Annotated in this window: 31 protein-coding genes; 4 read left to right on the forward strand and 27 right to left on the reverse strand. The window is 44.5% G+C overall.

Features of this window, described 5'->3' with window-relative positions; translation table 11 throughout:
- Nucleotides 1-4: 4 nt before the first annotated feature.
- The 26 genes from VSQ61_RS19990 to VSQ61_RS20115 all read right to left on the reverse strand — a co-directional run bounded on the left by VSQ61_RS19990 (nt 5) and on the right by VSQ61_RS20115 (nt 21,643).
- A complete protein-coding gene (locus VSQ61_RS19990) occupies nt 5-4,327 on the reverse strand; it encodes a phage tail tape measure protein (protein ID WP_334346130.1) in 4,323 nt (1,440 codons plus the stop codon).
- Between the two features lie 153 nt (nt 4,328-4,480).
- A complete protein-coding gene (locus VSQ61_RS19995; protein WP_334346132.1) occupies nt 4,481-5,050 on the reverse strand; it encodes a phage tail assembly chaperone in 570 nt (189 codons plus the stop codon).
- 68 nt (nt 5,051-5,118) lie between these two features.
- Nucleotides 5,119-5,577 carry a hypothetical protein gene (locus VSQ61_RS20000; protein ID WP_334346133.1) on the reverse strand — a complete coding sequence of 153 codons (459 nt, stop codon included), beginning with the start codon at nt 5,575-5,577 and terminating at the stop codon, nt 5,119-5,121.
- Between the two features lie 14 nt (nt 5,578-5,591).
- Nucleotides 5,592-7,013 (reverse strand): phage tail sheath subtilisin-like domain-containing protein, encoded by a 1,422-nt coding sequence (locus tag VSQ61_RS20005; protein ID WP_334346134.1) that lies wholly within the window; start codon nt 7,011-7,013, stop codon nt 5,592-5,594.
- A 2-nt stretch (nt 7,014-7,015) separates the two neighbouring features.
- Entirely contained in the window at nt 7,016-7,255 is a 240-nt protein-coding gene (locus tag VSQ61_RS20010; RefSeq protein WP_334346135.1) for a YqzN/YkzM domain-containing protein, read from the reverse strand.
- Between the two features lie 11 nt (nt 7,256-7,266).
- Nucleotides 7,267-8,136 (reverse strand): hypothetical protein, encoded by an 870-nt coding sequence (locus VSQ61_RS20015; RefSeq protein ID WP_334346136.1) that lies wholly within the window; start codon nt 8,134-8,136, stop codon nt 7,267-7,269.
- Nucleotides 8,111-8,434 (reverse strand): DUF5026 domain-containing protein, encoded by a 324-nt coding sequence (locus VSQ61_RS20020; RefSeq protein ID WP_334346137.1) that lies wholly within the window; start codon nt 8,432-8,434, stop codon nt 8,111-8,113. The genes VSQ61_RS20015 and VSQ61_RS20020 overlap by 26 nt, the downstream gene beginning before the upstream one ends.
- A 21-nt stretch (nt 8,435-8,455) precedes the next feature.
- The gene (locus tag VSQ61_RS20025) at nt 8,456-8,917 is read right to left on the reverse strand and encodes a hypothetical protein (protein WP_334346138.1); all 462 of its coding nucleotides are present in this window, start codon (nt 8,915-8,917) and stop codon (nt 8,456-8,458) included.
- Nucleotides 8,914-9,270, reverse strand: coding sequence for a hypothetical protein (locus VSQ61_RS20030; RefSeq protein WP_334346139.1), 357 nt, complete (start codon nt 9,268-9,270; stop codon nt 8,914-8,916). Before VSQ61_RS20030 ends, VSQ61_RS20025 begins: the two co-directional genes overlap by 4 nt.
- A complete protein-coding gene (locus VSQ61_RS20035) occupies nt 9,271-9,681 on the reverse strand; it encodes a hypothetical protein (RefSeq protein WP_334346140.1) in 411 nt (136 codons plus the stop codon).
- Complete coding sequence (locus tag VSQ61_RS20040) at nt 9,681-10,271, reverse strand: hypothetical protein (protein WP_334346141.1); 591 nt, start codon at nt 10,269-10,271, stop codon at nt 9,681-9,683. The genes VSQ61_RS20035 and VSQ61_RS20040 overlap by 1 nt, the downstream gene beginning before the upstream one ends.
- Before the next feature lie 12 nt (nt 10,272-10,283).
- The gene (locus VSQ61_RS20045) at nt 10,284-11,312 is read right to left on the reverse strand and encodes a hypothetical protein (protein WP_334346142.1); all 1,029 of its coding nucleotides are present in this window, start codon (nt 11,310-11,312) and stop codon (nt 10,284-10,286) included.
- A gap of 13 nt (nt 11,313-11,325) precedes the next feature.
- Nucleotides 11,326-11,754, reverse strand: a complete 429-nt coding sequence (locus VSQ61_RS20050) for a hypothetical protein (protein WP_334346143.1) — start codon at nt 11,752-11,754, stop codon at nt 11,326-11,328.
- 20 nt (nt 11,755-11,774) lie between these two features.
- A complete protein-coding gene (locus VSQ61_RS20055; protein WP_334346144.1) occupies nt 11,775-13,007 on the reverse strand; it encodes a hypothetical protein in 1,233 nt (410 codons plus the stop codon).
- A gap of 163 nt (nt 13,008-13,170) precedes the next feature.
- The gene (locus VSQ61_RS20060; protein WP_334346145.1) at nt 13,171-13,425 is read right to left on the reverse strand and encodes a hypothetical protein; all 255 of its coding nucleotides are present in this window, start codon (nt 13,423-13,425) and stop codon (nt 13,171-13,173) included.
- The gene (locus VSQ61_RS20065; protein ID WP_334346146.1) at nt 13,415-13,900 is read right to left on the reverse strand and encodes an XkdF-like putative serine protease domain-containing protein; all 486 of its coding nucleotides are present in this window, start codon (nt 13,898-13,900) and stop codon (nt 13,415-13,417) included. Before VSQ61_RS20065 ends, VSQ61_RS20060 begins: the two co-directional genes overlap by 11 nt.
- A gap of 72 nt (nt 13,901-13,972) precedes the next feature.
- The gene (locus tag VSQ61_RS20070) at nt 13,973-14,248 is read right to left on the reverse strand and encodes a hypothetical protein (protein ID WP_334346147.1); all 276 of its coding nucleotides are present in this window, start codon (nt 14,246-14,248) and stop codon (nt 13,973-13,975) included.
- Entirely contained in the window at nt 14,245-15,702 is a 1,458-nt protein-coding gene (locus VSQ61_RS20075; protein ID WP_334346148.1) for a phage minor head protein, read from the reverse strand. Before VSQ61_RS20075 ends, VSQ61_RS20070 begins: the two co-directional genes overlap by 4 nt.
- Nucleotides 15,699-17,117 carry a phage portal protein family protein gene (locus VSQ61_RS20080; RefSeq protein WP_334346149.1) on the reverse strand — a complete coding sequence of 473 codons (1,419 nt, stop codon included), beginning with the start codon at nt 17,115-17,117 and terminating at the stop codon, nt 15,699-15,701. Before VSQ61_RS20080 ends, VSQ61_RS20075 begins: the two co-directional genes overlap by 4 nt.
- Nucleotides 17,118-17,128: 11 nt before the next feature.
- Complete coding sequence (locus VSQ61_RS20085) at nt 17,129-18,232, reverse strand: terminase B (RefSeq protein WP_334346150.1); 1,104 nt, start codon at nt 18,230-18,232, stop codon at nt 17,129-17,131.
- A gap of 170 nt (nt 18,233-18,402) precedes the next feature.
- Nucleotides 18,403-19,584 carry a site-specific integrase gene (locus VSQ61_RS20090; RefSeq protein ID WP_334346151.1) on the reverse strand — a complete coding sequence of 394 codons (1,182 nt, stop codon included), beginning with the start codon at nt 19,582-19,584 and terminating at the stop codon, nt 18,403-18,405.
- A gap of 318 nt (nt 19,585-19,902) precedes the next feature.
- The gene (locus tag VSQ61_RS20095) at nt 19,903-20,307 is read right to left on the reverse strand and encodes a hypothetical protein (RefSeq protein ID WP_334346152.1); all 405 of its coding nucleotides are present in this window, start codon (nt 20,305-20,307) and stop codon (nt 19,903-19,905) included.
- Between the two features lie 91 nt (nt 20,308-20,398).
- Nucleotides 20,399-20,605 carry a hypothetical protein gene (locus VSQ61_RS20100; protein ID WP_334346153.1) on the reverse strand — a complete coding sequence of 69 codons (207 nt, stop codon included), beginning with the start codon at nt 20,603-20,605 and terminating at the stop codon, nt 20,399-20,401.
- 95 nt (nt 20,606-20,700) lie between these two features.
- Entirely contained in the window at nt 20,701-20,937 is a 237-nt protein-coding gene (locus VSQ61_RS20105) for a hypothetical protein (protein ID WP_334346154.1), read from the reverse strand.
- Entirely contained in the window at nt 20,921-21,307 is a 387-nt protein-coding gene (locus tag VSQ61_RS20110) for a hypothetical protein (RefSeq protein ID WP_334346155.1), read from the reverse strand. Before VSQ61_RS20110 ends, VSQ61_RS20105 begins: the two co-directional genes overlap by 17 nt.
- A 60-nt stretch (nt 21,308-21,367) precedes the next feature.
- Nucleotides 21,368-21,643 carry a hypothetical protein gene (locus tag VSQ61_RS20115; RefSeq protein WP_334346156.1) on the reverse strand — a complete coding sequence of 92 codons (276 nt, stop codon included), beginning with the start codon at nt 21,641-21,643 and terminating at the stop codon, nt 21,368-21,370.
- A gap of 284 nt (nt 21,644-21,927) precedes the next feature.
- Here VSQ61_RS20115 and VSQ61_RS20120 point away from each other — a divergent pair, with 284 nt between their 5' ends.
- The 4 genes from VSQ61_RS20120 (at nt 21,928) to VSQ61_RS20135 (ending at nt 23,393) form a co-directional block, all read left to right on the forward strand.
- Nucleotides 21,928-22,158 carry an LLM class flavin-dependent oxidoreductase gene (locus VSQ61_RS20120; protein ID WP_334346157.1) on the forward strand — a complete coding sequence of 77 codons (231 nt, stop codon included), beginning with the start codon at nt 21,928-21,930 and terminating at the stop codon, nt 22,156-22,158.
- A 10-nt stretch (nt 22,159-22,168) separates the two neighbouring features.
- Nucleotides 22,169-22,393: a hypothetical protein gene (locus VSQ61_RS20125; RefSeq protein WP_334346158.1), complete on the forward strand. Its 225-nt coding sequence runs from the start codon at nt 22,169-22,171 to the stop codon at nt 22,391-22,393.
- A gap of 104 nt (nt 22,394-22,497) precedes the next feature.
- Complete coding sequence (locus tag VSQ61_RS20130) at nt 22,498-22,815, forward strand: hypothetical protein (protein ID WP_334346159.1); 318 nt, start codon at nt 22,498-22,500, stop codon at nt 22,813-22,815.
- Nucleotides 22,816-22,841: 26 nt separating this feature from the next.
- Entirely contained in the window at nt 22,842-23,393 is a 552-nt protein-coding gene (locus VSQ61_RS20135; protein WP_334346160.1) for a Uma2 family endonuclease, read from the forward strand.
- A gap of 99 nt (nt 23,394-23,492) precedes the next feature.
- Here the strand turns inward: VSQ61_RS20135 and VSQ61_RS20140 are convergent.
- Nucleotides 23,493-23,901: tetratricopeptide repeat protein (locus VSQ61_RS20140; RefSeq protein WP_334346161.1), on the reverse strand; the 409-nt coding region annotated here is incomplete at its 5' end.

Genomic DNA, 23,901 nt, shown 5'->3' on the forward strand with positions numbered 1-23,901 from the left:
TGGACTATGCCCCCTTTCTTGGCATATTGGAAAATACCGCTTCTAGCCTTGATGCAATTTCTCCACCAAGTTCATCTGCCAGTTCTCCCAAATGTCTTCGAATGACCTGAACAATAGCATCTTCATTTTGTTCTCCAGATGTAATCTGAAATTCCGGTGACATCTGAACACTTACTTTTATCACAGGACTATTTCCGGAAGATATTTCCCCATCACCAGTTGGGATGTTTTTTACGAATCCATTCGCAGGATCCATGTCATCACTATTTCCATCCGAGAATCCAGCATAGGAGCCTCCAACAAATCCTCCATTGGCATGAGAAGCGACTCCAAGTGCCTTACCTGCCTGCTCATATAGCTCCAGTGCCCTCGTCCTGCGGCTTGGATTAGTCGGTATGATAAATTCACCATACCCCTCCTCCGCCAGCCAGGACAGCTGCTTTCCGCTTGCAAAGCCGCCGCCGGCATAGGCCGTCATTCCAAGTGACTGCAGTGTATTCCTGCCGCTGTTCGGTACATGTGTACTTCCACCACCATTTGCATAGCCACTGTAAGCACCTATGGATGCCGTCATCTGGCTTCCTTTGCCACCATTTACACTGATGTCCGCTGACGGGTTCGTGATTTTCCAGTTTAAATCCACATTCACATCGGCAGATGTCTGGAATGGTTCAGAAAAGGTTTCATCAATCTGAGTTCCCGTATTACTGTAAATCGTCTCAATGCCATGAAAAATAGATGTCATATCTGCCATTTCGATTGCTTTACCGATATTATCTGCCGTTTCTGTCATACTTTGTGGTATGGTTTCTGCGGTCTTTTGCAATAACTCAGCAACTGCCATCTGCGTTTCTCCGCTAAGCCCTCCAAGCCCAAACCATCCAGCAATATCCTCTGCTGTCCATGTGGCTGGATCAGGTTCAACCGACAGTGCATTGTCCATTGCCGTTTTTAGTTTCTCAGACAGGGTTCCTTCCAATTCTGGAAGGATGTCGGCCAGCTCACTATCAAAGGTTTCTGCTATTGTATCCAATTGGAAAGATTCAACCCTAAGCTGTAGTCCATCTATCCGAGCGTTATATCCTTCTTTTATCTGTGCCAGCATTTCATCATACTGGCCCTGGTCTATTGCACCCTCTGACAGTTGGAGTTTCAAGTTTGTAAGGCTAACCTCTAATGCATTATCATAACTTTCGTTCATGTTCTGGACATTTGCAGCAAGTTCATCCTGAAGGCTTGCAAATGATTCTGCATCCAGAGTACCTCCACTATACTTTATTTTCAAAGATTCAAACTTTGCATCCTCCTGTGCCTGGGATAATTTATTGGTAACGTCCACTATCTGCTGCTGGAGCCTGGTTATCTCTTTCTGTTCATCAAGTTCAATAATGCCATCCTCCAGATAGATCTTCATCTTATCCGATAATTCCCTACTTGCTTCGTCTATCTGTGCCTCTAAGCCCTCGTACATGCTGTTCAGACCATTACTCATGCCGGCGGCATTTTCATCACCAACCAGAAGTTCCAATGCAACCGATGCCTCGTAATGCTTATTTTCCAAATAAGTCTTCGCTTGGGCTGCCAGTTCATCCATGGATTTCTTGTAGCTCTCTATATCATCACTGCTAAGCTCCATGCCAAGGCTTGCTTTCCAGTTCAGCTTGTCAAGTTCTCTCACACGGCTCTGGAATTCAGACAATGAATCTTCACTTTTCTGCAAACTTTCAGCAAACTTATTCATTCCCTCGGCCTGCTTATCAAAGACAATTTTTGAGGCAACATCCTTTATTTCTGTCAAGGACAAGTGAAGATCTCCAAATCTGCTATTCAGTTTATCGCTGACCGCTTCCTGGAACATCTGTCCCAGCTGTGCGGCACTGACCTCCGTATCATTGATGGCATCATTCAAGGCGGTCGTTTCAAAGGTAACATCATTAACAGAAAATCCTGTTGCTTCTAACACTTTCTGGGCCTTTTCTGCCGCTTCCTGGGCCGCCTGTAAGTTTTCTTCATATTCCTCTTTAATCTTATTACCCTTTACCCATCCGGCAATTCCACCAATCCCTGCACCAATCAAGCCTCCTACGGCTGTTCCCAGACCAGGAATTATACTTCCGATTGCCGCTCCCGCTGCCGCACCTGCAGCAACGCCGGTAATTTTTGCTCCACCGGATTTTCCGTACATTGCCGCTTCGTCTTTGTCCTCGGACTTTATAGATTTATACAAATCCATGCCTCCGCTAATAAGGGTTGCTCCTGCCGCTACTGCTCCCGCAGTAGCTCCAAGACCAATTCCTGCTAATGCCCCCGTACCAAGCGACGCACCGCCTGCTAAGTTTCCTGCCCCCAAGTTGATTGCTGTGTTTGCTCCAAACCCAAGTATCCCGGTACCAGCTCCAGCAGATCCTAGTGCTGAGCCTATCATAGATATGCCTCCGGAATCCACAAAACCTTTTCCAAGCTTAAATGCCCCTGTTCCAAGCTTAAATAATGGTGCTCCTGCCTTTGCTAAAACAGCGGCCGATATAACGGATGATAAATCTGCTGATTCCCCTCCGGGAAGTAATTTCCCAGCATTTGATAGCATGTTCTTTAATCCATCCCACAGCTTGCCACTGATTTGTTCAAAATCAAATCCTTCCGCAAATCCGGATGCAAACGCTTTTCCAACGCTCGCTCCTTCATTTATGGAATCCGACACGTCAATGCCAAGAAGCAACATAACTCCTGCCGATATTCCAGAGCCAATAGCATTGCCGATATTCCCCGCCGCATCACTAAGCATCTGCTTTCCTTCGCTGCTCCACCACTCGGAAAAAGGTTCCGCTATAATTTCTCTCCAAGCAATTTTGACTTTTCCAAAGAAGTCTGCGTTTTGCCATTCCCTGGTGCCTCTGATTTCATCCAGTTTCCTTTTCATGCTGTCGGTTTTCCGTTCTACAAAGTCCATAAGTTGATCCAGTCCCGCCTCTATCTCCGGCATCATGTCTGTAAGCCACTCAGCAGCGCTTCTTACATATGGAGATATCCTCTGGCCCAAAGATATTTTCACCCCGTCAACCGCACTTTGCAGCAATGTAAGGGACCCTTGCAGGTTATCCAACATGGTCTCAGACATATTCTGTGCCGCTCCATCCGCATTGTTCACTGCATCAGCCAGTTTATTATAATCCTCTGTCGAGGCATTCAAAATGGCAAGCAAGCCTTTCTGTGCTTCCGTGCCGGCTATGGTATTGGCAAGTGATGATTTCTGCTTGTCAGAATAAGTCGCCGTGGCTTCCCTCAATTCATCCATCACATCGGATAAATCCCTGGCGGATCCGTTTGCATTAAAAAATTCTATTCCTAACTCCTGTAAAGCATCCCTTGCACCGCCTGTATTTGTTGATAGTCTTGTAAAAATGGAATTAAGCGCTGTACCCGCCATAGTTCCTTTAATGGCCGAATTAGCCATCAATCCAGTTGCCAAGGCTACATCTTCAATGGAATAGCCCAGCGTACCGGCCATGGTACCAGCATATTTAAACGTCTCACCCATTCCGGAAACGGTAGTGTTCGCATTTGACGTAGCTGCCGCTAGAACATCAGCAAAATGCCCTGACTCACTTGCTTTCATCTTAAAAGCTGTCAGGGCATCTGTTACGATATCGGATGTTGTTGCTAACTCTTCATTGGATGCTGCGGCCAGACTGAGGATGCCTTCTATTCCATCCAGCATATCCGCAGTCTTCCAGCCGGCCATTGCCATATAATTAAAAGCTTCCGCTGATTCTGTTGCCGTAAACTTTGTCGTAGCCCCCATTTCTTTCGCTTTATCCGTAAGTTTTGACAATTCCGCAGACGTAGAGCCGCTTACGGCCTGTACCTGTGACATAGCGGCCTCAAAGTCCTTATATGTATTGATGGTATCAGCCATTCCAATGCTGACCCCGAGGACCGCCCCAACTTGGAAGATGGGGTTTTTAAGCAGGTTTAGGATTCCTCTAACTGGAGCAGTCACAAAATCAATGGCTTTCATGGTAACGTTCCATGTTCGGCCGGCAAATCCCTTTATTCCATTTCCTATGACAGCAAGTACCGGGGTAATCCGTTCCTTGGCCTCCAGAAGAATTTCATACTTTTCCTTAGCCCACTTTAAAAGACTATTTTGCGTCTTTTCTGCGGATTTATCAAAAGCAGATACTTTTTTTCCTGCCTCTTCTGCCGATTTCCCGGCCTTTTCCGCCGTTCCGCCCAGCTTCGTAATCTTCTTAATAACATTTGACAACTCCGGTTCGGTTTCATCAATTGTTTCTATTGGTATTTCAATCCTTAACGTTTCAGCCATCTTCCCCACCTCCCTTCTGGGCTTCCAATGTCACCATCATGGATGCAAGCATAAACGCCCGCACACCAGGGCTTTTCTGATAAAATTCATCCGGAGGAATGCCTGTCCGCTGGAATATCTGATGCAGCAGACAAGCCTTTCCTCCGGCCTCAATTAGTTTTTTGCTACTTCTTCAAGATTGGATTCGTAACCGCTCAACTGGTCAATAGCCTCCAAAACCCGATCCTTTTCTCCAGCCTTCAAAGAGTACTCAATCACATCCAAACCATTCATAATCTGTAGGTCCTTATCTCTAAGAGCCTCCCATACCCTTTTATTGTCCCAAAGCTTTTTCCTGTCTTCCTCCACGGTTGCCTGATAAATCAGCTCCGAGCGATATTTTACCGCATTGGTCTTTTCAGGCATTTTCATTCCCATCTGCTTGTTTCGTACATATTTGGTATGTTTCTCCTTGCAACGATTGTATTCATCCTCACTAAGTGGTCGGATCCGGAAGCAGAAGAACACTCTTCCTTCCCTGGCAATCTCAATGGTCTGGCATTCATCTGTGCTGTACCCGGTTGCATTAATAAGGCCCTGGATAAAGTCTTCTTCATTCATCCGCATTTGGTTTTTGGTCTCCTCGGCACTAAATTCCCTATCCTCTGTATAACCTTCCTGCTGGACTTCATCCACATTGCTTCCCACAACTCCTACGCTGGGCTTAAAATTTTTATCGTTCACTATAAATTCCTCCATTTTTGCATATTAAAAGAGGGAAGTTCCCCTCCCTCTTTTTTAAAGTAGATATACTAGCCAATAGTTAACAGGTTCTGTAATTTCGGCGGCCGGTTTACAAATAAGTTCCAATTCCGCTTGATTACGTCACCTACGGTAAGATTTTGCAAGTCAATCTGTCCGGATGGTACGCAATCACGATATACTACTCTTTCTTCTGAGCCATTGAGCCCCAGCAAAGATCCCTGAAAATCCCATGATGGCATAATCTGTGTTTCCATGCCTTCATATAGTTCCTGAATAAACGCATCATCCTCAATCACAATCTGAGACATAGTGAGGCTGACAGAAAATGTGTTGGGCGTCTCATGCTCCTGTGCATCTCCCAATACGCCATACTTGGAATTATTATAAGTTACACTGGAGCTAAAACTTTCCACTGATGCCAAAAGCACTCCATCTTTATTATAGATTGCTCCATCCTTTCCGGTTCTGGCATGTCTTGTATCAACCGATGCTCTTGGATTTCTCATAAGTTACCTCCCTCCTATTCTACTGTGCTGAGCGTACTAAACTGGAACTTAAATGTCAGGTAGATATGCTCCATGGAATCCTTATCTATAACGTCCACGTCAAACCATGCACTGTCCACATCCGCCACATAATCAGCACTTTCCGACACTTTACAGGATGTAAGCTTTGATTCCGCCACCATGGCATCACCTATTGCCTGGATCTGGCTGATAACGGTACTCCTGCCATTCCCATCATTATCCACTTTGCCAATCAGATTTTCCGTGACGTTGCTAATACGACGGATTAATTCAAACCGTGTCTTAACACGGCGGATCTTCTTCCATCCATCATCCTGATTCTCTGCCGGTGTAATGAGCGTGTTAATTGCACTGTCAATCCAAACCTGCTTTTCGCTATTGTAAGTGAGTACAATGCAGCCCATTTTTTCTGATACAACAATCTGCGTATTTGTAAGACGCTCCAAGATCTCCGTGAACCCTGTAATTACCGTGTGGGTAAGAGAGTTATTGGATTCACAGGCACCAATCATTCCGGCAATTCGGGCCGCTGTCTGATACCCGTCAATCTCCACTCCCTGCTCACTGATATGTGCATTCAGCACGTAATTTATCTTTTCATCATTAAAAGCTGCCGCATGCTTCTGTCTTGTCTCTAAATCTACGGTATGCTTCTCCGCAATAACCATCTGGGCCAAGGAACCTGCGTCAAATATCCGGTCAAGGAACTCCGCCAATAAAAGATGCACGGCCGTGTCCTCCGTGTCCACGCATATTGTATTAAACTCATATGCTTCCACTTTGGCAAAAGCGTCCGAATAATCATCCGTAGTTACCGTGGGATCCGTTCCTGCCGTAAAAGCCTTTTGAGACACGTTTTCCAGCATTGCCGCCTCTTTTCCTTCCACCGCCTGAACTTTAAACCTTTTCGAAGTTCCCAGCTCTTTCGCCAAGGCTGCCGCCTCTCCTTCCCCTGAAGCAAACTCCACTTTTTCATATTCTTTAATTCCGCTGTAAATGATGCACTCTTTCACGGTCAAATCCGTAAGCTTCTCACGAATGGTAACCGTAAACTCCTTTTTGCCTGGATAAAGTGCAGTAATTTTTACCGCCTCTGCTCCATCCGCATCATTTAAGACAATTTCTGCCTGTGAGCCGCCTTTTCCTACACGGCAGGCAATAATCGTCTTTGCACCACCTCGAATGGCCTCTTTCATTGCATCCGTTGTACCCTCGGTACCAAAAATGGATTCATAGCTTTCCCCATTTTCAACGTTCAGCTCCAGGCATGAACAAAGCGGTCCAAAATCCGACTTGAAAACAACGGCGGTAACGCCATTAATGATTCCGGAATATGCATTTTTTTCTTTCTTCTGAATGTTGAAATAAGAACCAGGTCTTACTTTCTGCTCACCTACAACAAATGTTCCCGCCATATCTACTTAACCTCCTTCTTCCGAAACTTTTCTACCAGTTCCTTTGCTCTGGAAAGCGTACAAGACTGAACGCCAGCTTCCCTCAGTGCCGCCAGAACGCACTCCCGTCTTGCTTTAAACAATACAGACGCATTATCTGCCAACTCAGAAGCCGTATAAACAGATTCCGTCTTCTTTGGTGCCGTCCGCTCTTCCTGTGCCGCTTTCATTTCATTTGGTACATTTCCTTTGTTCGCAGCCATCTTCATCCTCCTTATATATAATTTCCCTTGGCCCCCTGTAAGGAATGAGGCTTTGCCTTATACCTCAGTAGGCCATATTGTACTGTTGCAAAAATCTGACCGCTTTTTAAATAATCAGACTGATAATCCGCCTGAAGCCGCTTAATGAACATAGGCGATTTATCCAGCATAATAATTTCCCCATCTAGAGACATTTGATTTGCAATGGCTGCCGCCATCTTCATCCTCTTCTCGCTGTCAGGGCATAAAACATGGACCGCAATTCTGCCGTCCATCCATACAACCGTATTTGTTTCCCTGTTCTTTTCAACAGCCAATAGCCGACAATAGATAACAGGCTTTTTTACAGATGCTTCCGTAATTTCTTCCATCCTGTCCAGTCCAATAACCACACATTCCGGATATAACTCTTTCACGTAGCTATTGAGCGCTGCTATTGGATCTGGATCTGTAGTTTCCTGACAAGAGTACTCCAATATATCAAACCGGATCTCACTGCCAATTATCAGATCATGTTCCTCCAGCGTAAAGGCATCTGTCCGGGACCATGTAAAAGCATATGGCGGACCGCCATCTGGTTTTAACAGCACGTCTCGAAGGCATCCCTTTATCTCTTTCTCAATCTCTTCTGGTTCCACCTCAACCGCATTCTGACAAAGCAAATCCACTGACAGGGTTCCTATACTTTTTCGTTCCTGATTTGCCTGCATGTCAAAGCTATAGACCACATTGGGATACTGATTCTTTCCAACCCATCCCGGCTGGTTATCCTCCGGAGCCTGGGGGAAAAAGATAGCTGGAAGACCGTCATATAGCGTAAGATGCCGTATCAGTCCCTCCGCCTCTGAAAACCGCTTATAAATCAATTCTTCCAAGTTCATCTTTCCCCTCCGTTCCCGGTTTTTCTTCTGAATCTGCACGGTATTCGAACACCTGCGACATATCTTGAGACCAACGTATTTCCCACTGTCCTGCCGCCGCTTCTTCAACAGGGATATGAAAATGATTGGTTACGTTCCCTATGCCCGGGTGATACTGTATGGTCAAATTCTTTTCGGTAGCTGATGTAACAAATCCAGCTCTGCCAGAATCCCATGTATAGTGCTTTGCATAAACAAGATATCCTAGCTGTATCTGGGATAATTCATATATCACTTCTGATTTTTCCGTCAGCAGCACTTATTCACCTCCATTCACCTCCTACGAAAATGGTTCACTATATATCTTTTTGATTTCAGGCATAGCTTTTTCTTTGATCTGCTCAGCGAAAGGGCGTGGAGCCATCTTAGATGTACCGTTCTCCAACATAGATGCATACTCTTCCTGGCTTTCTAACTCAGCAAGAACCTCAATGCCATTACCCGAAGTGTTTCCCCGTTTTACCTGTCCATTCCAGTGCAAACGCAGGTTTCCGGTCTGTCTGGCCGGCGGTTCTCCAGGTGCAGAGGCCACATAAGTCGCCCTTTTTGTAAATGGTTTCCGATAAACCTTACCGCTTCTTTGCCCTTTCAGGACCTCCAACTCAGCATTACGAAGAGCATTCACCGCCCGGACACCTCTGGACAGCACCTTCCGGTTTACATCCTCCATCTGCCCCTTAATCGTTGCTCGTACAGCACTCCCCACATTGCCAATCTGTGTTGAATCTATCCACAGCTTCACTTCAAATCACGCCTTTCCTCCGCATAATACAATGTGGAAAGCCCCAACATTCCCGTATCATCAACATCCACAATGTAAAATACTCTGTTTCCAAGAACCAGTTTATCCGTTCGCTTTGCCATCGGCGGACCGCTCTGGACTATGGTATGCGTAACTATATGTTCTGGGAGACTATGGGCTTTTCTTTCCTCATCCGAAGCCTCTGCAAGACATCCCCGGAACATCCTGCTTCCATCCCCGGAATGTCCTACTGCAGGTCTACCGGTTCTGGTAATGGTCTGTGTGCTTGTTTCAATTACAAAATCTTTAAAAAGATTCCCAGGCCTTAAATACATCATCCTCGTATTTACCATCTATGGACCTGCCCTTTCGTTTTGGTGCATACCAGTGTAAAAATATGGTGGCTTATTATTTTTTCCTCCACCAATCCTTGGCATGCTGCATGATTCAGCTTCAACTTCTTTCTTTAGCTTCTCATAATCCTCTCTCCAGAGCTTTGCCCTGTCATTCATGGACAAAGTAAGGGGACCTGTTTTGGTATCAACCTCATAAGCAAAGCGACGACACAGGCTTTCCAAAAGCATGAGCTTCGCCTTTTTCCATGATTTCGGATACCTGTCAATTGCCGCCTGTATTTCTTCGTCAGTTAAAGCCGTGGTAGCCGCCCCTCCGTCCGTCATTACGTCGCCTAGTTCAAACCTCATGCGGTCCATGCCTGGTTCATTAATATTTGCCGGACTATATGTATAGGTTCCACCTGCCACTAGGTATCAGCCCCCTCCGTATTGGTGCCTGTGGTTGCGTTATCGGTGCTGGCTTCGTTTGAATCTCCATTAGTGGAGAATAATTGGTCTGCACGTTCTTTCGCCGCATTTTTGATGGTTTTACGGCTGTCCGATGCATGGAGAAGTATCAGGACATTCTCGGATTTTACCCCTGCAATCGCCTCAGCCCCGTCCGTGGCATTCATCTGCATAATGCTGAATATCTGCTGGATTTCCTCCGGAGTTGCCGGAACCGCTGTCTGTTGTTCATTATCGCCGTCAGAATCTCCTTTTACCGGAATAATCACAGTGCCCTCGGACAAAAAACCTTCCTTCTGCTTCTGCTCCATTTCCAGAACTGTATTGTTTACTGCCTCGTCAACTGCCTCAACAAGCATTTTTTCTACCTGCTCCTGTGTAAAAAGGGTGCCAAGCTCTCCAGCTGGTACCCTTTCCGTATCATTTGCAACGGTAATGACTCCCATTTTTTCCTGCAGCCTGGCGTCCACCACAAGGTTTTCTGGTATTTTATCACCGATATAAAACTTCTGGCCACCGAAGCTACAGGGCTTATTCGCAATCAATCTCATGGTGCTCCCTCCTTACACTGCATCCACAAAGAACATAGCCAGATCGTCTGCTGTCTTTTTCATATCTGCAGCCATAAGGCCTTCAATGAACTCAGAGTGTGTGCCATGCTCTCCCAGATAGCTCAGGATCGGAAGGATATTTCCATTCCCCAGCATATCCCATGTGAAGATATAGCCAGCAGAAGGCTCGTCAATGGACGGTGTATCTGTCGCATAAGCCAACATGAAAGCATTAGGATCGCCAATGTACTCCATCTTTGCGTCCTGCCCCAGCCCTGCCTTATTCATGATAGACCTCTGCACCGTGATTCTGTCGATCTCAAAAAGCTGTGCTAGTACATTCAGAGTAACAGATGCCGGATTCGCAGTAGAGCCGCCGTATTTCACACGCTCCAGGATAGCCGGGTGTTTCTTCAATGCGTTAAACACATTGACGCCCAGGGCCATCCTGTTCGGCGTGCGTCCGGTACTCTCTTCCATGACTGTTTTCTGATCGTCAACGAAAGCTACCGGGTCTGAGTTGCCATTGCTGAACTTGATAAACTGTTCGGATGTGGGAGTAGTGGAGTCTACGCCTGTATATTCCTGTGTCCATATGCCCTTTTTGAAGAACTTGCGGGCAAACATGGAATCCTGATGGATGTTCAGCTGCCCGGCCATAGTCTTAGCTCTCTGCTGTTTCGGATCTGCCGTCCTCGGCCCCATTCTCCGGTTGAGGTCGGTCTGCCTAATCTGATCGATACCCATAATCATCTGATCCACCAAGCAGGCATAAGTATCTGTATGTTCAGAAAGTACTGCCGGATCAACCTTGCCGTATGCCGGTTTTCTGTGCCAGTTGTCACGCAGCAAATCCTCCTTGTCGAAAATATAATAATTATCAGAGGACAGCGTAACAGGGCAAATCGGGAAAACCGTCTTTGCAAAACTATTTGTGTCACTCTGATAATACGCTAGTGCTACATTGGACAGCGCCGTATGCGGTCTGAAAACACCCTTTGCGATATCCGCCTGGATGCCTGCTGCTGTTCTTTTAGCCATAATTCTTTACCTCCTAATTCTTCTGATACTTGGCAATCTGCACTCTGCAGTATTCATCTTTCTTGACTGCTGAAAGTGCGATACCCACTACATAGTTACCGGCTTCAGCTTTCACAGCCAAGCCGTTAGATGCCGTAACTTCCTCGCCTTTGGCAATATCGCCACCCGCCAGGATATAACCGATGTCTTTAATCTGGATGTCAACATCATCACTGGCATTTACCTTTCCAGACTCTACGCCGGAAATATCATTGACTCCCGCTTCGATCAACGAAATTCCTACCAACACCGCAGAACCATCCGCTGCCAAAACAACATTGCCGTCCTCGTCGTATGACATGATACGATTTCTTGCATCAGAAATATTCGCTCCGGCCTGCTCCACAATGGTCACACTCTGGTTGATCTGCACTCCGTTAAAATTTCTGTTTCTGCCTTCCATATTCTTATAATCCTCCTTTCTTAGAATCCTGCCTCTTCCTCATATTCGTCCATCAGCTCAGGATGATTTTCCCACGCCTTTGCCACCGCTGCTGTATAGTCCAGGGAAGAATCCTTCTCCATGTAGCCCTTAGCGATAGTATCTACCTTTGCTTCGACTGCCCCTGCAGCACTGGAACCGTGGCCGGATTTTCCAATCTCGGAAAATGCACCGGACTTTTCAACTGTAGCTACTGCCTGGTCCAGTACGGCAATCATATCATCATAAGAAGTACCACCCACTCCTTTGAGACTTTTCAGCAAAGGCACCAGTTCTTCCGGTTTCTTTCCGATAATCTCATATTTTTTTGCAATATTGGTGAGCTCCTTGGTTTCCGCATCTTCCCGATATTTCTTTAAGCTCTCCAGTTCCGCCTTTACTGCCGGGTGAAGACCTTTATAAACATCCGTCCCTGATTCAGCAGGTTCAACTGCAGATATCGCCACTGTGGGCGCTGACACGACTGATTTTGTTATGACCGGCTCCGCCGCCTGTACTGATGGTTCGGGCCCTTCCATTTCGATTCCATCCGCTGCTCCCTCTTCTGTCCCATAGCGCTTTTCGATTGATTCTAAAAACGCCGCCTCTGCAGGTGTCAGCTTGCTTTTGTCAATTCTCATCTCTTGCTCTCCTTTCGGTTCATTGTCAATTGTTTTTTCTACTACAACGGCTGATTTTTCGATAGTTTCTGTAAGCCTGTCTCTCGCAGACTTAATAACTTCCATCTCAAACTCCGTTATATCTTTCTTTTTGCTCACAACGTTGGATATCTTGCCATTAGACCACTGCTTGATACATTCCTGCACCACCGCATGAAATTCCTCCAAGCTCTCCATCATTGCTGTTGATGCATTTACATTATCCAAATCCTCATCGTTGAGAATCGAACACAAAGACGATTGCAGTGCATAACATATGTCCCAGATTTCATCAGCGATTTTGCTGTTTCTGGCCTGATTAAACCGTTCATTGAAACTGACTGCACCGCCTTTCTGGATTTCTTCTACCGCAGTGTCAATTTCGTCCTGATTCAGTCCGGCAGCCTTTCCAATAAAGCCAAGCAGCCTATTCCATATGCCGCCATTTCCATTGTCACTCACTGGTGGAGCGCCCATGTTTTTCCCCTTAAACAGCTTAATATCCGCATCCGGATTAGCACCTGCATCAACAAAATCCACTTTCTTAACTGTAAGATTCTTTAATTTAGTTGCCATTCTTGCCCTCCTTTCCTTTGGTTATATAAAACAAAAAGCACCCATTGCTGGATGCCCCTTGAATTACCATGAATATAAAATTGTATGATGCTGCCCATGCTCTTTTGACTGTCAAAAATGTAGTATTATAAAGCTTATCATGCTGAAATCCTCATTACATTCCTCAATTCTTTGCCTCATTGAGCAGACTATTGATATTTTCCTGAAGATATTCCGAAACTTTAATATACCCTTCTGTATTGCTTTTTTCATCAAATCCCCTACAAGTAACCCTTGCCGGATATACCCTCTGCACCACTCCATCTTCAATTTCATATACTATAGCCCATCCAAATAAATGCAGGATGGAATTAACAAGCCACAATAACCCGGTTCTCCTAAACTCATTCCAGTTTTTTTCATTTACATTACTCATCATCCACCTCAATCCTCTGGGCCTCTCCCTCAATCGAAAACATGGAATAGGTCCCATCTTTTACCTTTTCCCAGACATCCTTATCCAGCACCTTGAACCCAATCCACCAGCCAATCGGAAGCGTGCCTGCCGGAATGCCTATAGCCTGCAACTTTTCTTCTGTAAATACAACACTCTCAATAAGAACAGCGGTGCCGCCTCTTTCGTGCATTTCACCGCCCTCTCGGTACAATTCAACAAAATCATACGCCGCCCGTTCCAGTTCGTCTGGCTCTACAATATCCTTCTGCCAATCCTCAATCAGCTCTCCATCAACACGCATAGAAACGCTCGCCCATCCAAAGGCCAGCATCTTATCATCATCAGCCTTCATAATCTTAAACCGGCTTTTAACGATATGTTCCTGCTCTCCCTCTTCTGCTATACTTACATCCAGCTTTTCTTCCGCTTTACAAATCAGATCTGAAAATTTATACATTTAATCATCCTCTCTCCTGTCTGACTGCACAAAAAAGGAGCCGCCTAAAGCAACTCCTGCGAATCCATATATTCAACTCTCCTCCCACTTTTTAATGGGCTCAAAACCATACTCTTTAAGTAGCTCATTGAGACGGCGCTTATACTCTTTTGAAACCTGCTGCAGCTCCGGATTGTCGTAATTGGTATCAAGTCCAGGCTTCAATTTTCCTTCTTTTTTCAGTTTCTCCATTATCGCCCAAGACTGTTCTACAGACCATTGAATAATCTCTGCCTTTTTTGCTTCCGCTTCCGCTTTCTGCTCATCTGTCAAGCCGTTCCATATCTCATGTATTTCTTCATGCGTCACCGTTTCCACCTCCGGTATCCAATGCCAAATCTTTGCGCAGTATCAATCACATATTCATGCCTTGCTAAATCCCCATCTGATTTCATCAATTCTTCCAATGTTGCATGAAGATCTACCTCAAAATATTCCCTCGAAAGCTCATAAATATATCTTTCATCAATCCCACGCAATACCTTTAAATCATTTTCCAGGAAAAAGGTAATATCCTGATCACTAAAAGAATACTCATTCACTGAATCCAATGGATGGTTGTGGGTAACACTTGCCCCACTTAATTCTATCCCTAAATCCGAACTCAGCAATACAGAATTTTTATCACCAGAGCACTGCCATATAAGTCCTGCCTTTGTTATGATAACTGCGTTTTCAACACTGCTTTGCACAATCTTTAATTCGTATTCTTCTAATGTAGATTTTACCACATCATCAGATGCATTTTCAAGAGCTCCTAAATATACCGGTTCCGCAACCTCTTCAAGCTCTTCTTGTGCACGGCTCATTTCCTGCACTTCCGGATGGAAAACAGGAGGCTCTACTTCTATGTATTCCACTGCACACGCACATCTTGGATGTGCTGGCGGCATAAGGTGATGACCTGGGAAAAGAATCCTTCCTGTAATATCAAATTCGGCATCCATGTCAATCTCAACACCATTTAGCGAATTACAAACACCACATACCGCATCATCCCCCAAAGTGCTCCATCTTTTTCTCATTACTCCAAGGTATCCTGCTGCCTGAGCCTGCCTTATCCCTTCGTCAGCTCCCCTGTTATATGCAAAGGCACTTTCTGTTTGAGCTATGGTCATAGCCCTTGCTCTGTGCTTCCGCTCTGCATACTTTTGAGTGGCATCAAGAGCTTTCCTCCGAATGCTTTCTAACTTCATTCGTGGATGATCTTTTTTTAGGTTTGCTACTATATTGTCATAAAATCTAGCTGCTGCTTTTGCATCACCTTCTGTTAATCCAATGCATGGACGAATAAGTCTTGACAATTCATCAACCGTATGACCGTCTTTCATCTTTTTTGTTAGAAGGGCTGCTATAGCGTTTTTCTGCTCCTGGGTGCTTGCTGTGACAAATTCCGCACCTCGTTCTTTAATCCAATTAAGGATTCCTGAGGACTGGCTATTGAACTCAAAGGCTAAATTGTCAAGAATTGGCTGACCTTTGGAACCTGCTATAACCGCATCCATCCACATACCGCTTAATTGATTTGCTACCAATATAGAATAGTCCTGAGACCAAAGCTGTAATGTTTCTTGGTCAACTGTGCCATCCTGTACAATCTGTCTTAATTCTTGGTAGGTAATTGCATCTTGCTGGTTTCCCCAGAAGCCGCAAAGGATCTCAACTGGTCCTCTGTAATTACTCTCCAAATATTCTTCAAGGCGATACAAAATTTCTTTGCTGTTTTTGGTTTTGGCTTTTCTTAACCGTTTCGGAGCAATCATCCGGAATCCCATGCATCAGCCTTCCTTCCTAGCCGCATCTTTGCTGCTTTTGTCTTTTCCTCCTGTATTTCTTCATCTTTTTCACTCGAATCGGTTCCTGCTGCTGTTTCTGGTTCTGGCGGTTGGTTCTGCTCCTGCTGCTCCTGCCGTGTCCGGTCAATTTCCCTGGTATCGGAGGTTCTTTCCGGAAGATGCCCTACCTGCCGGATATAATCTTCCAGACCATCATCCGGTACCAGAACACCTATCCCGGTCATATCCTTAATAAACGCTGCTACCTTTGTAATGTCCACATCCTCAATATCTCCATGGGTCATCTTGGGATATTCCGTGATTCCTGCAAAATGCTGGCCGTTAATATCTATTAACGATGGAATACCTTGGCTATTAAATGTCTCGCAAATAATGTCAAGGAATGCACCTATGGCAACCGCAAACAGTTCTGTCTTATCAGAACTAAGGGCCCAACTTCCGGTCTTATCATGTCCCAGAAAAATAAAATCCGCTAGTACCGTCATTGCAATTCGGGTATCATAGCGGTTTATGATTGCGTTGGTGTCAAACTGCCTGGTGCCTCCGGAGCTGAGCAGTTCCAGCTTATATCCAAACGGAAGAACAACTCCCTCCATTTCATCCCTGCGAATATTCTTAACCATCTTTTCCAGTCCTGCCACGATATCCTCATTCTGCGGAATATTCTCATCCCACAAATCCACACCCTCCGGTCCGTAAATTACCGGAAGTCCTGCCAAATCCCTCTCAATGCCAATACCCTCAATCTCCTGGATCCTTCGTTTAAAATACCAGGAGCGATAAGCATTTCTCAAAATACTCCTGCCTTCCGGATTGTTCTTTCGGCTTTTGGTTCGGAATAGCAATGCTTTTTCTATAGGAATTGTAAGCATCCCAAAATCTGGGGGTGGCTGCTGTGTCATGCCAAGTAAGTTATCCTCATTGTCATATTCCCACTGGTAAAGAGTTTCCTGTGCCCTTATAGGAAGTTTTTTCCAGCCTATCAAACCATCGCTATATTTACTTTTGGTACGAGGATCTTTCGTATTTCCCATACGCCGCTTATACACAATTTCATGAAAACTCCATCCATAAGTGAGGAAAGACAATATTTCTGATATGGTATCAATCCATGTGTCTTGCATGTCATTCATACAGCTTTCAACAAACTCGGCCGCTTCTCTATCCTTTGTCGTATCTCCACCTGGTTCAACATTCCATTTGCACTGCTTCACTAACATTTCGATTGCAAAGAGGATAGCTCCTACGACATCATCATTATCAGCCATTTCGCTATAGACCTCTGCTCCCTTTCTTCCTCTAAGCTGCGGAAGAAACTCTTCGTAAAAGGTTCCTCCGTACCGCCGTTGTCCTACACGACCAATTTCTTTGCTTTTCGCCATCTGTTCTCACCTCACTTTTTCCAATAACTACTCTTGCTTAGATTATCGCCTGTAGATGGCGCACTACCTGTATACCGCTTAATTTTTCCGAGATATGTTGATAATGCTATTGCATCCCCACGGTCTGGAGAGCTGACGTTTCGTTTCTTCATCTCCTTTTTACTCTCCAATTCTAATTTTCCATTAGAAGCCATAAAATACTTTCTTGTTGATAATTGAGCAATTGTTTCTGAATCATCTTCTATTTCTACTTGCTTCTTCTCTAACAGCTCTTTAAGCGTCGCCCATATATGAGTAGTCAAATTATTATAATGCTCTGCAGCATCCTTTCCTGCTTTTGTGTCCGTTTCAATCCGTTCTGCAGCATTAATAGGTATTACATACAGCCTATGTAAATTTTGTTCTCTTTTTACTTCCCTTAAACGATCTGTCACTCCACCTCCAAGCCCTGTATCATCAATATTTACATATATCCTTCCTTTATAGTCAGGAAATTCCTTTATTGTTTTACGATACAAGGAAACAATATCCCCAACTGTTTTCATTAGATCCTGCCCTCGCCTATGCTTGGCAAGTTCCAATTTCCCCCTATTATTGCGATAGATTACTGTTTCATCATCACCAAAACGGGCAACATCAACTCCAAATATAATATAAGGTGATCTTAAATCATCTGGAAGCTCATATGATCTGTTGCTGCATTGTTCACACAAAGATAATCCTATGAATACATCATCTTCCTGATTTGGGAATTCGCCAAACACACGAACCAAAACAACATTACTCTCTTTACCATATTTTCGTATAAGGGATTCAATATTATCTTTATTGGTTCTAGGACTATCTGCTGAGGATACTGTATGGCATCTATAAAGTGCTCTATCCGCATTAAAGGCATCATAAAATGTGCCGGATGTTCTTGTTGGGTTCCCACACATTAATAATTTGTTATTTTCACCAGATAATGTACCTAGTACTGCCTCCATAATCGGGTCCGCCACACCAGAAGCCTCATCCACAATGAATAACATATTATCCTCGTGGTAACCCTGCATATTCTCAGGCTTAGTAGCTGTCCGGGCAACGGCAAACCAGCGTTTTTCATTACCTACCATGTAGAGATAGGTCATATACTTTTTACAAATGTCCTAATTGCTTACTTTTCCAATAATTTTACGCCTTTAGCTGCATCTGTTTACACCACCATTGACACCAATTTTTCTTTTATGGCATAAAAATGCCTGCTGCCGGCCAATGCTTTCTCTCTGCCTGCAGCAGGCAACCCTCAGAACAAATTAGCAATTTTCTGTATCTCCTCATTCTTTATTTTGGGCAAAACATGGGTGTAAATATCCATTGTGGTCTTTATAGTGCTATGACCCAGAAGTTCCTGGACAACCTTTGGAGGAATGCCATTCTCCAGTGCCCTAGTTGCAAATGTGTGTCTCATGGTATGGCTTGAAAAGTGCTCAAACACAACTGGATCCCTTCCCTCTGCTTTTGCTTTCATCCTCTCGTCATGGTTTATCAGTTCAATAATCCGGTCAATGGCATTATATAAAACACTTCTTGAAAGCGGCCGGCCTACAGCTGTGCAAAACAGCAGATCTTCCAGGCCATTCACCTGCTTCCACTCTGGGCCTAATATCATACGGTATTTCATCTGTTCTTTTCGGTGTTCTTTCAGCTTTCTCGCCACATCAGGAAGCAAAGGAACTGTACGGATACTGCTCATTGTCTTAGTAGGCCCTTTTATGTATTCCTTGCCATCTACTTTGACAAGTGTACCCTCTATGCTGACTTCCAGATTTTTAAAATCAATGTTCTGCCACTGCAGGGCTTGTATCTCGCCTATCCGCATGCCTGTAGAAAATCCAAGGACAAAAATCAGCTCGTACTCACTCTCCTTTGCATATTCCAGGAACAATGTCTGCTCCTGCTCCGTTAATACCCTGTGTTCCCTTTTTGCCTTTCCGGATGGGGTAACCGTATTTTCTACTGGATTCCGCATAATCATGTCATTCCTGTATGCCTGCTTGAACATCTGGCTCACAACATTCTTGACCCTTTTTATAAAGTCTGAAGAATACTCCTGCTTTTTCATTTTATTGAGCAGCATCTGGATATGCTCGGTCCTTACATCCTGCATTTTCATGTGCCCTATCTCCGGCTTTATGTGGTATTTATACATGCTGCCTACATGGGCCAAGGTATTCTCCCTCATGCTGTTAGCTGCATATTCCTCCTTCCATACCTTAAACCATGAATCTACCGTCACTTTGTCCGGCTTAGCAAATATTCCGTGATCCATTTCATATTTTGCATCCCGAAGCTTTTTCTGTATTTCCTTCAGGTCCTTGCTATAAATTGAGTGACGCTTTCCGTTAAATGTATATCTCGCCTGGTACCTGCCATCCTTACGCAGTGAAATCCCCGGCGGCAATTGCTTCTTTCTGTCCTCTGCCATGTTCTCCAGCTCCTTTCTGTTACGCAAAGAGGCAGCAGGAGCCGCCTCAATCCATATTCAATTTTTATTGTGAATGTACTAAAATCCAGTTATAATACAAGTGCTTTGGTGTACCTTATCATGCGCCTTAGCTCCTACTGGCTCCCCCATGTTGCAGCATGGTGGGAGCCTTTTTTCTTATGCCCTCCTTTCTGCCGTATGACCTCTAATTTGTCCCACAGGGCTGTTTTCTGCCCTCTATGATAATATATACCTGCCTTTCTATCTTTCGCCCCAAAACAAGCCATTCTGGGAACTGCTGAACCATCTCCTTTCCTACTATTGCTCCTGCCGGTTCTGTTTTGTACACCATTCATCAAACCGGAGACGGTCAACAAGGAGCCGATCCCCAATATGAACTGTTGCACAAATTTCCTTTGCCAATTTCCTTGCCATCCCATCACCAATGTCTCCAGCATATTCCCGAAAATCTTTAATGCTTAACAGCCTCCTCTCTGTCAGCGGTATGTGTTCTTCCTGCCGCCCTATGCTCATGAATCCTTCCGCTTTCCGCAATTCATACCATGCCGCCGGAACCTTGCCCGATACTACCAACTTACCGGATGATTGTAACTCCTTATGCAGTTTCTTCACCAATTCTACAGCCTCCCTCTCGCTGATGGAGAGGTCAGAGGCTATATCTGTGGCTGTGTAAAACACCTTATGTTCCTCCATTTCTTTCATCCCCATTTCCTACATACCTTCCGGCTGTTATCGTTAATTTCTCCTATTCGCCGCATCTATCTGAATGGGCTTTCCCTGTAATGCCAGCCTTTCACGTGCCCATCATCCGCAAACGCATGACAACACCCTCAAGCCGTTCAGACCTGTCTGCCAGATATTCTTTTAAGATTTCCAGGGAATTCCCTATGCATTCCGACCTTGTCTCATTATATGCACTTATTGTCAGCGCATCCAGCATACTCTCCATCATTACCATGTCTGTTTGTATTGCGTCTATCTCTTTAATAAGGGCGCTCATATCCCGACACCCCCGTTCAACCCTTCCATGCATAACCGCATGGCCGTATGGAATCCAAGACGGAAGCCTGTTTCCTCTCTCTCGTTCCCAAAATCCTAAGCCCGGTTCTCCACATCGTTCCTTTTATTGACAGGCGCACCCCCTGCCACGCTTCCCAGCGCTTCCGTAAATGCTTCCCATGATTCCTTTTCCCCCGCAGTTTTAACCATATGGAATCCCAGCAGCTCATATACCTCTGAATTGTGGATAGCTCCGATCAGATCACTCTTCGCCTGTGCCTCCCTGGTCTTTTTAAATAACTCATGCCGCTCCATCTTATACCATTCCTCCATTCCATGCCTCATTTATGCTTTCTTCCATTACCTCAAATATCCTTGACACTTCATTTGCACGTGCCGGCCTTCCGGAAGAAATCAAATTTCTTGCAGATTCCATGTACCCAATTGCATATGCCAATATGCTCCTCTGGCTCATTTCATCAAGTGATGCAAACTTATCATCTGCTGTCTGAATCCTTCTATGCTGCTTTTCAGCCTGTCTGCTTCTCCTGCTGCCAAACTCTGCAATACTGACAATCTGGCAGCAGTTTGCGTTTGAAACCGCTTCTGTGCTCTGCATTTCTATAATACCTCCATTCTCTGCTAATTCTTTTTTCTTGCGGCCCCTCCAATCATCTGCTATAATCGGTACTGGCCGGTTCATGTGGCGTGTTCCTGGCTGTTGCCCCTATCGGAGTTACCGGCTTCGATAAGGGCGTTTCTATTATGAAATCGTAAACCGCCGGCTGGCCGTCTGCTTTGTGAACTGGCTGTAAAGGCTGCCGTACTGCTCTTTGAACTTCTTGGTGTCAAACCGGCTGGAGAGAACGCTGGTAAACCGGATAATGAAGATACCGGCCTGCATCTCCTCAACACCCTTGGTCTCCATGTCCTTTTTGATTTCCTCCTGTAATGCGTTGATTTGCGCCTCCAGTTCCTTTTTCTGCTCTTCCAGTACCTTCAACTTTCTTATCCTGTTTTCAATCGCTCTTTCACCCATGTGATTATCTCCTTTCATGCAACCCCATGAGCATCTTCCTGGCTATTGATTCCGTAATCGTTCACTCACAGGTATATGGCTCATGGTTTTGGGGGCTTTCGGCTTTCCCGGTTGCTTTAGTTGTGTATTTTGTTTTGTTATGGTTTCATTATACACCCTACCGCAACAAATGTCAACACTATTTTAAAACTTTTTATTCATTTTTAAATATTTTTACACTCTATTGAAACTTTTAAAATTGTGTGTTATACTATTATCAAAATTCAACAAAGGATGGTGATAGTATGGCAGATGTAAACATTAGAAATGAAATAAAAGCTGAGATTGCAAAATCCGGATGGACCTTAACTGATATCGTAAAAGAAATGAATCTATTGCATCCAGAAGAAACCACTACATCACAGAATATCTCTAATAAACTCACTCGTGGAACACTAAAATATTCAGAGGCTTTGGAGATAGCTGCTATAATTGGTAAACGAATCTCATGGGTTCCTGCCAATGCCGAAGAATAGGAGGAACACTATGGATATTAAAAACCGTTACAGCATCGAGCTGGACGAAATACGCAACTACCTGGTCGATCTGGAGAACGGCCGTATTTATGAGCTTACCAGAACGCCTGGTACCGCTTCATGCGCTACGCTAGCAAAGCACCTGAGAGACAATCTCAATGCCTTGCTGAACAAAATTGAGAAAGATGAACCCAGTGTTGCTGAAATAGTGGCTGAATCCTCCCAGAAGATGTAGCCTGCTACCATCCCTCAACTATCCACTGTCAATTGGCAGCAAGTTCAGCGGATGAATACAACATGTGCAAACACATACAATAACCAGGAAAGGAAGTGTTTACTATGCCCAAACGCTTAACCGGCTCTGCTGGTACTGGAAAGAAAATCATGCAGAACCAAAACCTTTTCAAATATACTTACACTGGATCCGAACAGTCAGGCACCAATTTGCTCTACAAATTTGACTGGTCTTTTGATAATTACCAATCTGGAAATATCAGCATAAAGATCAGACCTGATGGCACAATAGACGAATCCTCACTTATAAACTGCCGTCAGAATCCCAGAGAGTTCTCACGTCCGCTGGGCGCATACAACGACCGCAGTCTTTATAATGTTTTTCGGATGATATTGGATCACCAACACATCAGTAATAAATAAGCCGCACAACGAAAGGAAGTGTTACTATGGCACCAGTACTGGCAAAAGAAAAGCTTTATAGCATTGATGATATCTACAGCCTGCCAGAGGGCAGCAGGGCCGAACTAATTGACGGTCAGATTTATTATATGGCACCTCCTAGCACCAATCACCAAAGAATATTGTCTTTTCTGCATCTGGAAATAGGAAATTACATTCGAGCAAAAAATGGGGAATGCGAGGTCTTTCCTGCACCTTTTGCCGTTTTCCTTTTTGCAGATGATTCCAAATATCTGGAGCCGGATATCTCTGTGGTCTGTGATAAGCATAAACTGAATGACCACGGATGCAGCGGCGCTCCTGACTGGATTATAGAAATCGTTTCCTCTGGCAGCAGGCGAATGGATTATTATACAAAATTATCCCTATACCGCTCTGCCAACGTGAGAGAATACTGGATAGTAGATCCCATGAAACAAACTATTCTGGTCTACGATATGGAACATGATTCTGCTCCTGCTATTTACTCATTTACCGATAACATCAATGTCAATATTTATAATGACTTATGGATTGATTTCCAGAAACTGGATTTGTAACCCGGCAGCAGGCTTCTCCATTTTATTACCCAAAAGAAAAGGCATGTGCTCCACTGCATATGCCTTTCGTACTGCCTATGTAATTGTTTGCCTACATCTCTATTGCTCTTTCATTTGCTCTTCTAACCACTGTTCAAAATCGCCATCTGGATTCCATTCTAAATATACTATTTCCATATTTTCATGAACAATTTGTGTATTAGGATGATTTTTTCCAAGCCTAAACATCAAAACACTATATGATTTAAATAAACAAGCTAATGCAACTTTATACTGCCTTTGTCTAAAATACTCTCCTGCCAGATTATTATAGCTCTGAGCAGTATCCGGATGGCCCTCTCCTAGCACCCTTTTTTGTATCCATAAGCTCTTTTTATAGAGTTCTTGCGCCTTTTTGTACTCTCCCTGCATCCCATACACATATGCCAGATTATTATAGCTCGTAGCTATATTGGGATGCTTCTCTCCCAGCACTTTTTCCCTTATTCGCAGGCTCTTTTCAAATAGT

The sequence above is a fragment of the Candidatus Merdisoma sp. JLR.KK006 genome, from assembly GCF_036941035.1.
In the GTDB taxonomy this organism is placed as follows: Bacteria; Bacillota; Clostridia; order Lachnospirales; family Lachnospiraceae; genus Laedolimicola.